This window comes from Pseudomonas sp. GW821-FHT09E04 (assembly GCF_059416185.1).
Window position 1 is genome coordinate 564077 of the sequence record NZ_JBWKOR010000004.1, and the last position, 12531, is coordinate 576607.

The 12531-nt window shown below is 60.8% G+C and carries 10 protein-coding genes; 1 reads left to right on the plus strand and 9 read right to left on the minus strand.

Going from position 1 to position 12531, the window contains the following annotated elements:
• Positions 1-19: 19 nt before the first annotated feature.
• Positions 20-1360 carry a hemolysin family protein gene (locus AC07N4_RS17695; protein WP_493065599.1) on the plus strand — a complete coding sequence of 447 codons (1341 nt, stop codon included), beginning with the start codon at positions 20-22 and terminating at the stop codon, positions 1358-1360.
• Positions 1361-1366: 6 nt separating this feature from the next.
• Here the strand turns inward: AC07N4_RS17695 and AC07N4_RS17700 are convergent, their stop codons facing one another.
• From AC07N4_RS17700 to AC07N4_RS17740, 9 genes are all read right to left on the minus strand, one after another.
• Positions 1367-2263, minus strand: coding sequence for a peptidoglycan DD-metalloendopeptidase family protein (locus AC07N4_RS17700; protein WP_096817172.1), 897 nt, complete (start codon positions 2261-2263; stop codon positions 1367-1369).
• 168 nt (positions 2264-2431) lie between these two features.
• Positions 2432-2821 (minus strand): hypothetical protein, encoded by a 390-nt coding sequence (locus tag AC07N4_RS17705; RefSeq protein WP_493065598.1) that lies wholly within the window; start codon positions 2819-2821, stop codon positions 2432-2434.
• 202 nt (positions 2822-3023) lie between these two features.
• Positions 3024-3980, minus strand: a complete 957-nt coding sequence (locus AC07N4_RS17710; protein WP_493065597.1) for a response regulator — start codon at positions 3978-3980, stop codon at positions 3024-3026.
• A 178-nt stretch (positions 3981-4158) separates the two neighbouring features.
• Positions 4159-4920: a phosphate signaling complex protein PhoU gene (gene phoU, locus AC07N4_RS17715; RefSeq protein ID WP_007954334.1), complete on the minus strand. Its 762-nt coding sequence runs from the start codon at positions 4918-4920 to the stop codon at positions 4159-4161.
• 74 nt (positions 4921-4994) lie between these two features.
• Positions 4995-5828, minus strand: a complete 834-nt coding sequence (pstB, locus tag AC07N4_RS17720) for a phosphate ABC transporter ATP-binding protein PstB (RefSeq protein ID WP_065258233.1) — start codon at positions 5826-5828, stop codon at positions 4995-4997.
• An 82-nt stretch (positions 5829-5910) separates the two neighbouring features.
• Entirely contained in the window at positions 5911-7581 is a 1671-nt protein-coding gene (gene pstA / locus AC07N4_RS17725; protein ID WP_096817169.1) for a phosphate ABC transporter permease PstA, read from the minus strand.
• A 15-nt stretch (positions 7582-7596) separates the two neighbouring features.
• A complete protein-coding gene (locus AC07N4_RS17730; RefSeq protein ID WP_173861303.1) occupies positions 7597-9630 on the minus strand; it encodes an ABC transporter permease subunit in 2034 nt (677 codons plus the stop codon).
• Positions 9631-10054: 424 nt separating this feature from the next.
• Positions 10055-11056 carry a phosphate ABC transporter substrate-binding protein PstS gene (locus tag AC07N4_RS17735; RefSeq protein WP_085731336.1) on the minus strand — a complete coding sequence of 334 codons (1002 nt, stop codon included), beginning with the start codon at positions 11054-11056 and terminating at the stop codon, positions 10055-10057.
• A 168-nt stretch (positions 11057-11224) separates the two neighbouring features.
• A complete protein-coding gene (locus tag AC07N4_RS17740) occupies positions 11225-12523 on the minus strand; it encodes an MFS transporter (protein WP_096817164.1) in 1299 nt (432 codons plus the stop codon).
• Between the last annotated feature and the right edge of the window lie 8 nt (positions 12524-12531).

Genomic DNA, 12531 nt, shown 5'->3' on the forward strand with positions numbered 1-12531 from the left:
GAACCCGCAAAACTCCATCATGGACCCTTCCCCTGGCTTGTCCCTCGCTACCATTTTCGCCGATTTCGGCATGATTCTTTTCGCTCTGATCCTGGTTCTGCTCAACGGCTTCTTCGTTGCGGCGGAGTTCGCCATGGTCAAACTGCGCTCGACCCGGGTCGAAGCCATCGCTGAACAGCATGGCTGGCGCGGGCACATCCTGCGCACGGTGCACAGTCAGCTCGATGCTTACCTCTCGGCGTGCCAGCTCGGTATCACCCTCGCCTCCCTCGGCCTGGGCTGGGTCGGCGAGCCGGCGTTCGCGCACATTCTCGAGCCGCTGCTGAGCGTGGTCGGCGTGCAGTCGGCCGAAGTCGTCAAAGGCATTTCGTTCTTCACCGCGTTCTTCATCATTTCCTACCTGCACATCGTGGTCGGCGAACTCGCACCCAAATCCTGGGCGATCCGCAAACCCGAATTGCTGTCGCTGTGGACGGCGGTGCCGCTGTACCTGTTCTACTGGGCCATGTACCCGGCGATCTACCTGCTCAACGCCAGCGCCAACACCATCCTGCGCATCGCAGGGCAAGGTGAACCCGGCCCGCATCACGAGCACCATTACAGCCGCGAAGAACTGAAACTGATCCTGCACTCCAGCCGTGGCCAGGACCCGAGCGACCAGGGCATGCGCGTGCTGGCCTCGGCGGTGGAAATGGGCGAGCTGGAAGTGGTCGACTGGGCCAACTCCCGGGAAGACCTGATCACCCTGGAGTTCAACGCCCCGCTGAAAGAAATCCTGGCGATGTTCCGTCGCCACAAGTTCAGCCGTTATCCGGTGTACGACAGCGAGCGCCAGGAGTTCGTCGGCCTGCTGCATATCAAGGATCTGCTGCTCGAGCTGGCGGCGCTGGATCACATCCCCGAGTCGTTCAACCTCGCCGAACTGACCCGCCCGCTGGAGCGCGTTTCCCGGCACATGCCGCTGTCGCAGTTGCTTGAGCAGTTCCGCAAGGGCGGCTCGCACTTCGCCGTGGTCGAAGAGGCCGACGGCAACATCATCGGCTACCTGACCATGGAAGACGTGCTGGAAGTGCTGGTCGGCGACATCCAGGACGAACACCGCAAGGCCGAGCGCGGCATCCTCGCCTACCAGCCAGGCAAGTTGCTGGTACGGGGCGATACGCCGCTGTTCAAGGTCGAGCGCCTTCTGGGAATCGACCTGGATCACATTGAAGCCGAAACCCTCGCCGGGCTGATCTACGAAACCCTGAAACGGGTCCCGGAAGAGGAAGAAGTGCTGGAAGTCGAAGGTCTGCGGATCATCATCAAGAAGATGAAAGGCCCGAAAATCATTCTGGCCAAGGTGCTGATGCTCGACTGACGGGGATTACCGCTTGCCCAACGCAAAGTTGGGCAACGCCCCCAGCGGCTGGTTGAACTGATACGGAATCGACACCAACCCCCCACCTGTATTGCGCTGCACCACGAAGTGCAGGTGCGGGCCGCTGCTGTTGCCGGTATTGCCGGACAGCGCCAGCGGACTGCCCACCGCCACTCGCTGACCTTCCCGCACACCCACCGACCCTTGCTTGAGATGCAGATACACGCCCATCGTGCCGTCGTCGTGCAGCACCCGCACGAAATTGCCGGAAGGATCGGTGCCGCGCCCGCTCTGGGAGTTCTCGGTCTTCACCACCACACCGGCCCGCGCCGCGATGATCGGCGTACCGACCGGCATGGCGATGTCCATCGCGTATTTGTTCTTCGGCCCGTAATGGCTGTAGTCGCCATTGGCACCCTGACTCAGACGGAATGGCCCGCCCCGCCACGGAAACGGATAGCGATAACTCTGAGCCGCGCCAGCGGGGTCACCGAGGGAATACTGGAACATCGGGGTGTACACCAGCGGCTTGCCGCCGGACACCGCCGTCAGCAACGCCAGCCGCGTATTGCTGCGCGCCGGCAACACCCGACGGATCGTTTCCGCGGGAGCGCCACGCACATTGCTCATCCCGGTAAACGCCAGCGCAACCTCGACCGGCGCATACAGGTCGTTGCGCACGAACACCACGTCCGTGCCCTTCTGCTTCTTGATGTCGAGATAGACCTGGCGTTCGAGGCGCTCGACCATCCGGTCCTGAAACACGAACACCTGGGAGCCTTTGCTCGGACGGTCGCTGTACGAAACCACTCCGTTGGCATCGGTGGATTTGTAGATCGTCATGGCCACAGTCGAGGTGGAGGCCATGAGCAGACCACAGAAAAACAGCAGGCGCAGGGGCATGGGCAAAAGTTCTGTCGAGTGAGGCCTGGGATTGAGCCTAGCAGCTGAGACAGACCAGGGTAGTGCAGAGATGTTTCAAACAACGCACGCAACGTTTCGACTCGTCACAAAGCGCCAATCACCGAAATGATGCCGGCGCTTCCAGCTCAACGGGTAGCCACTAACCGTTCAAGGCTTGGCGCCCATTGAATAATGTTCGCGTTCCGATGCCGTCCACTTTTCATCGCCAGAGGCAAACTCAATCACGTAATACCAAACCTGTGAACTATCTCCCGCAAAGGTTTCGGACTTTTCCTTGGGTACAACGGTTTGGATTTTTTGAGTCTGAACCGCTTCGATTACCTCAGAAAATCCGCCTGATTGCCCAGCAATGAAAACCCGGACTTTCGCACCTTCAATGCGAGGATCATCTTTCGCACTTGAAAGAGTCAGTCCCTTCATCAGTTGCTCGTAGCTGACATGACCTGCAGTGGCTTCATTGATCAAAAGGTGCGGAAGTGTCGGATCGACCAACTCTCTGGCCGCCTTGGCTTGCTCTTTCGATATTTTTTCCCACATGGCGAAGCTCCTTGCTCGTTCAGCAATCCCGGTTGGATTGACGAAACCAAGGCTATTTCGAATGCTCGACTTGCACACCTGTCAGATCTGACAGTACCGATGAATGGTCGATTTTTGACCTGCCAAACACGACTCGGCCCCTTCCTGAAAATCAGGAAGGGGCCGAGTCGTTAGCAACAGAGAACTCTGGCTGCGAGGCGTATTACGCGCCCGGAACGAAGTGTTTCTGCGCCGTGCCACGTGCGATCAGGCGGGAGATGTAGTCGAGCTTCTGCGCGTCCTGGTCGACGAAACGGAAGGTCAGTTGCAGCCAGTCGCTGTCGGCTTTCTGCTCATGCGCCACGATGGCGTGCAGGTAGCCGTTGAGGCGGGCGATTTCGGCGTTGTCGCCCTGCTCCAGATCGAGCACGGCGCTGTCGAGGATCTGCGGCAGGGTGTCGGTGCGTTTCACCACCAGCAGCGCTTCCTTGATGCTCAGGGCCTTGATCACGCATTGCTGGGTGCCGCTTGGCAGGCGCAGCTGGCCCTGACCACGACCGCTGGCCGGAGCGGCGGAGGCTGCCGGTGCTTTCACGGGCGGGCTGTTGAGCAGGCCACGCTGTGGCGCGGCGGCAGGTGCCGGGGCCGCGGCAGCAGGCTTGGCAAACGGATTCACGGGAGCTACCGCCGGTGCGGAGCCGATGACCGCTGCCTTGCCGCCCGTCAACGCGCTCAGGGAGTCGTTGCCGAACGCCGAATTCATCTTGGTCGGGGCGCTGTTCATCAGGGTGTCGAGCTTGCCGACCTTGTTCAGGGCCTGCTTGACCTTGGTCAGCAGTTGCTCGTTGGTGAACGGCTTGCTGACGTAGCCGGAAACGCCGGCCTGAATCGCCTGTACCACGTTTTCCTTGTCGCCACGGCTGGTGACCATGACGAACGGCATGGTCTTGAGATTGTCCTGCTCACGGCACCAGGTCAGCAGTTCGAGGCCAGACATTTCCGGCATTTCCCAGTCGCACAGAACCAGGTCGAACGCTTCCTTGGCCAGCATGGCCTGAGCCTTTTTACCGTTGACGGCGTCCTCGGTGCGGATCCCCGGGAAGTAATTACGCAGGCACTTTTTCACCAGGTCACGAATGAACGATGCATCGTCCACGACCAACACACTGATCTTGCTCATCCAACACCCCTATTAAAATCCCGGCAAGCATAACGCTGGCTGATGGCACATTGCCAAAACTCTTCAGTCACGCCGGGACTTTTCGTTCGCGGGTGCTGCTTTTTAATTCGCTTCTGCCTTCTGAAAAGCAGAAACAAAAACGCCCGGCCAAAGGGCCGGGCGCTTTTCTCAGGCAATCTTACTTATCGTCAGCATCGCCCGGAACATTAGCGGTTTCACCACTTGTTCCTTCAACTTCTTCCTTCATGCGCTTGAGGCCCATGTGGCGCACGTCGGTGCCGCGCACCAGGTAAATCACCAACTCGGAGATGTTGCGTGCGTGATCGCCGATCCGCTCCAGCGAACGCAGCACCCAGATAATGCTCAAGACCCGCGAAATAGAGCGTGGGTCTTCCATCATGTAGGTCGCCAGCTCGCGCAGGGCAGTCTTGTATTCGCGGTCGATGATCTTGTCGTACTGCGCCACCGACAACGCCAGATCGGCGTCGAAGCGGGCAAATGCGTCCAGCGCATCGCGGACCATGTTGCGCACCTGGTCGCCGATGTGACGCACTTCGACGTAACCGCGCGGCGCTTCACCTTCTTCGCACAGCTGGATCGCACGACGGGCGATCTTGGTCGCTTCGTCGCCGATGCGTTCCAGGTCGATCACCGACTTGGAGATGCTGATGATCAGACGCAGGTCGGACGCCGCCGGTTGACGACGGGCCAGAATGCGCAGGCATTCTTCGTCGATGTTGCGTTCCATCTGGTTGATCTGGTCGTCGATCTCGCGCACTTGCTGGGCCAGACCCGAGTCGGCCTCGATCAGCGCGGTGACCGCGTCGTTGACCTGCTTCTCGACCAGCCCGCCCATGGCCAGGAGGTGGCTGCGCACTTCTTCCAGTTCGGCGTTGAACTGCGCGGAAATGTGGTGGGTAAGGCCTTCTTTACTAATCATGTTGGCGTCCTTGGAGCGTCCGGTAAGGTGCGGCGGGCCGCAGCGTCAATTCAGTGAGCGACAACCAGTGTCTGCTAGCCGTAACGACCGGTGATGTAGTCTTCGGTCTGCTTCTTGGCCGGATTGGTGAACAGGGTATCGGTGTCGCCGAATTCCACCAGTTTGCCCATGTACATGAACGCCGTGTAGTCGGACACCCGCGCCGCCTGCTGCATGTTGTGGGTCACGATGACGATGGTGAACTTGGACTTGAGCTCGTAGATCAGCTCTTCGACTTTCAGGGTCGAGATCGGGTCGAGGGCCGAGCACGGTTCGTCGAGCAGCAGCACTTCCGGCTCCACGGCGATGGTACGGGCGATCACCAGACGTTGCTGCTGACCACCGGACAGGCCGAGTGCCGAGTCATGCAGACGGTCTTTCACTTCGTCCCACAGGGCCGCGCCTTTCAACGCCCACTCGACAGCTTCGTCGAGGATGCGTTTCTTGTTGATGCCCTGGATGCGCAGGCCGTAGACCACGTTCTCGTAGATGGTCTTCGGGAACGGGTTAGGCTTCTGGAACACCATGCCGACCCGGCGACGCAGCTCGGCCACGTCCTCGCCCTTGCGGTAGATGTTGTTGCCGTAGAGGTTGATCGCGCCTTCGACACGGCAGCCATCCACCAGGTCGTTCATGCGGTTGAAGGTACGCAGCAGCGTGGACTTGCCGCAGCCGGACGGGCCGATGAAGGCGGTCACGCGCTGTTTCGGAATGTTCATGCTGACGTCGTACAGCGCTTGTTTCTCGCCGTAGAACAGGCTCAGGCCCGGCACTTCGATGGCCACGGTTTCCTGTTCGAGGTTCAGGCTCTGCTTGTCGCGGCCCAGGGCAGACATGTTGATGCCGTGGGTATGTGTTTCGTGCTGCATGGGAGGCTCCCTGTGCTAACAAATTCGGTTCGGTTGGCTGCCGGGATTCAGGCCGGCAGCCCTTCAATTCTTGTAACGGCGATCAGCTGTCCAACGCCTTGTACTTCTCGCGCAGGTGGTTACGAATCCACACCGCCGACAGGTTGAGCACGGCAATCACCAGCACCAGCAGCAACGCGGTGGCGTACACCAGCGGTCGTGCGGCTTCGACGTTCGGGCTCTGGAAGCCGACGTCATAAATATGGAAGCCCAGGTGCATGATCTTCTGGTCCAGGTGCAGGTACGGGTAGTTGCCATCCACCGGCAGCGACGGCGCCAGCTTCACCACACCCACCAGCATCAGCGGCGCCACTTCACCGGCGGCGCGGGCCACGGCGAGGATCATGCCGGTCATCATGGCCGGGCTGGCCATCGGGATCACGATCTTCCACAGGGTTTCAGCCTTGGTCGCGCCCAGGGCCAGCGAGCCCTCACGCACGGTGCGAGGAATCCGCGCCAGTCCTTCTTCGGTGGCCACGATCACCACCGGCACCGCCAGCAGCGCCAGGGTCAACGAAGCCCACAGCAGACCCGGCGTACCGAAGGTCGGTGCCGGCAGTGCTTCAGGGAAGAACAAGCGGTCGACCGAACCACCCAGCACGTAGACAAAGAAGCCCAGACCGAACACGCCGTAAACGATCGCCGGAACACCCGCGAGGTTGTTCACCGCGATCCGGATGATCCGGGTCAGGGCGTTCTGCTTGGCGTATTCACGCAGGTACACCGCCGCCAGCACGCCGAACGGGGTCACGATCATCGCCATGATCAGGGTCATCATCACGGTGCCGAAGATGGCCGGGAAGATCCCGCCTTCGGTGTTCGCTTCACGCGGATCGTCGGACAGGAATTCCCAGATCTTGCTGAAGTAGAAACCGACCTTGGTGAAGGTGCTCATGGCGTTCGGCTGGTAGGCGTGAACCACCTTGCCCAGACCGATTTCGATTTCCTTGCCGTTGGCATCACGAGCGGTCAAAGCGTCACGGTTGAACTGCGCGTGCAGGTCGGCCAGACGGGCTTCAACGTCTTGATAGCGGGCGTTCAGCTCGGCACGTTCGGCGTCCATGTCCGCTTGCGCGGTGGCGTCGAGTTTGCCTTCCAGCTCCAGTTTGCGACCGTGCAGACGGATGCGCTCGAGACCGGCGTTGATCGCGCCGATGTCGGTTTTTTCCAGCGACTTCAGCTGCGCGGCCAGGCCGTTCACACGGTTGATCCGCGCTTGCAGTTCAGGCCAGGCCGCTTCGCCTTCGGCGATGACCTTGCCGTCCTGTTTGACGTTGACCAGGTAGCCGTAGAAGTTGCCCCACTCGCGACGCTCGATCGCCATCAGCTCTGGCGGCGTAGTCTGGTTGGTCAGCCACTCGCCGACGATCCAGGTGAAGTCGTTGCCGTTCAAGTCACGGTTGCCGACCTTGATCAGCTCGCGAGTCATGAATTCCGGGCCGGCGTCCGGCACCGGCAGACCGGCGCTCTTCAGACGTGCACGCGGCACTTCTTCCTTCTGCACCACTTCGCCGATGACCAGGTGATTGCCCTGGCCCGGGACGTCGTAGCTGGCGTGGATCAGATCCGCCGGCCAGAAGTGACCCAGACCGCGCACGGCAATCACCGCCAGCAGGCCAATGGTCATGATGACCGCGATGGACACCGCGCCACCGCTGATCCAGACGCCCGGGGCGCCGCTCTTGAACCATCCATTCAGGGAGTTCTGTTTCACAGACTTCTACCTTTCTTAAAGCGACGAGTATTTCTTGCGCAGACGCTGACGAATCAGTTCCGCGAGGGTGTTCATGACGAAGGTGAACAACAGCAGCACCAGCGCCGAGAGGAACAGCACGCGGTAGTGGCTGCCGCCGACTTCCGACTCTGGCATTTCCACCGCGACGTTGGCGGCCAGGGTGCGCAGGCCTTCGAACAGGTTCATTTCCATGACCGGGGTGTTGCCAGTGGCCATCAGCACGATCATGGTTTCACCGACCGCACGGCCCATACCGATCATCAGCGCCGAGAAAATGCCCGGGCTGGCGGTCAGGATCACCACGCGAGTCATGGTCTGCCACGGCGTGGCACCGAGGGCCAGCGAGCCCAGGGTCAGGCCGCGCGGCACGCTGAACACGGCGTCTTCGGCGATCGAGTAGATGTTCGGGATCACCGCAAAACCCATGGCCAGACCGACCACCAGTGCGTTGCGCTGGTCGTAGGTGATGCCAAGGTCGTGGGAGATCCACATGCGCATGTCACCGCCGAAGAACCAGTTCTCCATGAACGGGCTCATGTACAGCGACAGCCAGCCCACGAACAGGATTACCGGGATCAGCAGCGCACTTTCCCAGCCATCCGGGACTTTCAGGCGGATCGACTCAGGCAGGCGGCTGAAAGTGAAACCGGCGACCAGGATGCCGATCGGCAGCAGCATCAGCAGGCTGAAAATGCCCGGCAGATGCCCTTCCACATACGGCGCGAGGAACAGGCCGGCGAAGAAGCCGAGGATCACCGTCGGCATCGCTTCCATCAGCTCGATCACCGGTTTGACCTTGCGGCGCATGCCCGGGGCCATGAAGTACGCGGTGTAGATCGCAGCGGCAACGGCCAGCGGCGCGGCCAGCAGCATCGCGTAGAACGCGGCTTTCAGGGTGCCGAAGGTCAGCGGCGACAGGCTCAGTTTCGGTTCGAAATCGGTGTTGGCAGCGGTCGATTGCCAGACGTATTTAGGCTCGTCGTAGTTCTCGTACCAGACCTTGCTCCACAGCGCGCTCCACGAGACTTCCGGATGCGGGTTGTCGAGCAGCAGCGGTTGCAGCTTGCCGCCGGCCTCGACGATCACACGGTTGGCACGCGGCGACAGACCGAACAGGCCCTCGCCTTCGACCACCTGATCGACCAGCAAGGTGCGGTGCGCGGTGCTGTGGAACACGCCGAGCTTGCCGCTGGCATCCAGGGCCAGGAAGCCCTTGCGACGTTCTTCAGCGGTGATTTCAACGATTGGCGTCTTGCCCATCTGGAAGGTACGGATCTGCTTCAGGCGCAGTTCGCCATCGGTGTCGCGGGCCATGAACCACTGGGCCAGGCCACCGGTGGAGTCACCGACGATCAGCGAGATACCGCCCACCAGCTGGGTGGAAGCGGTAACTTGCGCGTCGGCGTTTTCCAGCAGTTTGTAGCGACCGTTGAGGCTCTTGTCGCGCAGGCTGAACACGTCGGCCTGGGCACGGCCGTTGATCACGTAGAGCCATTGCTGACGCGGATCGACGAAGATGTTCTTCACCGGCTCAGTCATCTGCGGCAGATCGATACGTTTCTGCTCGTTGGTGACTTCGCCGGTCATCATGTTTTCTTCGCTGGTCAGCGACAGCACATTGAGTTGCGAACCGGTGGAGCCGACCAGCATCAGCGTCGAGTCGGTGGCGTTGAGGCTGACGTGCTCCAGCGCACCGCCGCTCTCGTTCAGCGCAATCGGCGTCTCGCCGTACGGGAACTCGACCGCCGGGGTGATGGTTTTCTTGCCATCCGGGTAGCTGACTTTATAGGTGTGACGGAACACCAGCGCCTGACCGTTGGACAGGCCCACGGCCACCAGCGGATGACCCGGCTGGTCTTCGCCGATGGAGGTCACACTGGCGCCTGCCGGCAAAGGCAGATCGACGCGCTTCAATTCAGCGCCACTGTCGATGTCGAAGAACAGCGCCTGGCCCTTGTCGGAAACGCGCATGGCCACCTGATTCTGCTCTTCGAGCGAAATCATCAGCGGCTTGCCGGCGTCCTGCATCCAGGCCGGGGTGATTGCATCTTTCGCGGTCAGGTCAGCGCCCTTGAACAGTGGCGCGACGACGTAAGCGAGGAAGAAGAAGATCAGGGTGATGGCTGCCAGCACCGCCAGACCGCCGACGAGGACGTACCAGCGGGTGAAGCGATCCTTGAGCGCGCGAATGCGGCGCTTGCGTTGCAACTCAGGCGTATTGAAGTCAATGCGCTTGGGAGGGTTCGTAGTCATTTTGGAATTGGCCAGATCATTCATGCGCACACCCTAGCGATCCTGTATGACAGAAAGATGACAATGCAGTGACGCACCAAATCCGCCGCCAGCAGGGCACTGGCAGTGGATAAAAGAATTCGGGGAGTGTGGGAGCCGGGCCGCTTGCGGGCCGGGCCCCACACGTGAGTCAGGCGGGGTTCACCCCTGACTCAGTTTGTTACTTTTTTGCGACTTCAGCGCCGCCTTCCTGCAGGCCCAGGTCAGCCAGTGCTTTTGCAGCAACCTTGGCCGGCAGTGGGATGTAGCCGTCTTTCACTACCACTTCCTGGCCCTGTTTCGACAGAACCAGTTTCACGAACTCGGCTTCCAGCGGGGCCAGAGGCTTGTTCGGGGCTTTGTTGACGTATACGTACAGGAAACGGGACAGCGGGTACTTGCCGTTCAGGGCGTTTTCTTCGGTGTCTTCGATGAAATCGGTGCTGCCTTTCTTCGACAGAGCAACGGTTTTCACGCTGGCGGTCTTGTAGCCGATGCCCGAGTAACCGATGCCGTTCAGCGAGGAGCTGATCGACTGCACGACCGAAGCCGAGCCTGGTTGTTCGTTGACGTTAGGCTTGTAGTCGCCTTTGCACAGGGCTTCTTCCTTGAAGTAGCCGTAGGTGCCGGATACCGAGTTACGACCGAACAGTTGAACCGGCTTGTTGGCCAGGTCACCGGTCACGCCCAGGTCACCCCAGGTTTTCACTTCGGCTTTGGCGCCGCACAGACGGGTGGACGAGAAGATCGCGTCAACCTGTTCCATGGTCAGGTGCTGGATCGGGTTGTCCTTGTGCACGAATACAGCCAGGGCGTCCACGGCAACCGGGATAGCGGTTGGCTTGTAGCCGTACTTCTGTTCGAAGGCCGCCAGTTCGGTGTCCTTCATCTTGCGGCTCATCGGGCCCAGGTTGGAGGTGCCTTCGGTCAGCGCAGGTGGCGCGGTGGCGGAGCCAGCGGCCTGAATCTGGATGTTTACGTTCGGGTATTCTTTTTTGTAGTTCTCGGCCCACAAGGTCATGAGGTTGGCCAGGGTATCGGAGCCGACGCTGGACAGGTTGCCCGACACACCAGTGGTCTTGGTGTAGCTCGGGATCGACGGGTCAACAGCGGCGAACGCGTTGGCGGTCGCAACGCCAGCAGCGACAAAAGTCATTGCCGCCATCAAACGCTTCAGTTTCATGCCTTACTCCTAGCAGATAGGGGGTGTTAAGTCGGGGCCAAGTATCAGCAGGCCGTGTGAACACTCTATGGCTGAAATATGACAATTGGATGAAAGGCCAGCATCCCCTGTCGGAAGGCTGGCCTTTCAGTTGTAACCGAACGTGTGAGGCTGATTCAGCGGCGTGAATTACCGGCCCTTGCTCCACAGCCAGGCGCCGACCAGGATCCCCATCCCGCACAGCACCGCCACGTAATAGGCAGGCCCCATCGCACTTTCTTTAAGCAGCAGGCTGACCACCATCGGGGTCAGGCCGCCGAAGATGGCGTAAGCGACGTTATAAGAGAAGGACAGACCGCTGAAGCGCACCACCGGCGGGAACGCCTTGACCATCACGTACGGCACCGCGCCGATGGTGCCGACCAGGAAACCGGTCAGCGCATACAGCGGAAACAGCCAGTTCGGGTGATCGGCGAGGCTGTGATAGAAGGTCCAGGAGCTGATCAACAACCCCAGGCAACCGAACACGAACACGCGACCGGCACCAAAGCGATCGGCCAATGCACCGGAAATGATGCAGCCCAGGCTCAGGAATACGATCGCCAGGCTGTTGGATTGCAGCGCGGTGGTCGGCGAGAAGTGATAGACCGTCTGCAGCACGGTCGGGGTCATCAGGATCACCACGACGATGCCGGCGGACAGCAGCCAGGTCAGCAGCATCGAAATGGCGATCGCACCGCGATGGTCACGCAGCACCGCGCGCAGCGGCACTTCTTCGGCCAGGGCCTTGCGCTGTTGCAGCTCGGCGAACACCGGGGTCTCGTGCAGCCAACGGCGCAGGTAGACCGAGAACAGGCCGAACACGCCACCGAGCAGGAACGGGATCCGCCAGGCGTAATCCGAGACTTCCACTGGCGTATAGATGCTGTTGATCGCGGTGGCGACCAGCGAGCCCAGCAGGATGCCGGCGGTCAGGCCGCTGGTCAGGGTCCCGCAGGCGTAACCAATGTGCTTCCCGGGTACGTGTTCGGAAACGAAGACCCACGCCCCCGGCACTTCGCCGCCAATCGCCGCGCCCTGGATGACGCGCATCAACAGCAGCAGGATCGGCGCCCACATGCCGATCTGTGCATAAGTCGGTAGCAGGCCCATGATCAGGGTCGGCACTGCCATCATGAAAATGCTCAGGGTGAACATCTTCTTGCGCCCCAGCAGGTCGCCGAAGTGCGCCATGACGATCCCGCCCAACGGCCGCGCGAGGTAACCGGCAGCGAAAATGCCGAAGGTCTGCATCAGGCGCAGCCACTCGGGCATGTCGGCCGGGAAGAACAACTTGCCGACCACGGTGGCAAAGAACACGAAAATGATGAAATCGTAAAACTCCAGCGCGCCCCCCAGGGCCGATAGCGACAGAGTCTTGTAGTCATTGCGGGTCAACGGTCGTGCGGGTTGGTCGGGCTGCGCGAGGCTCGAAGGCGCTGTGGTCATGGCAAGGT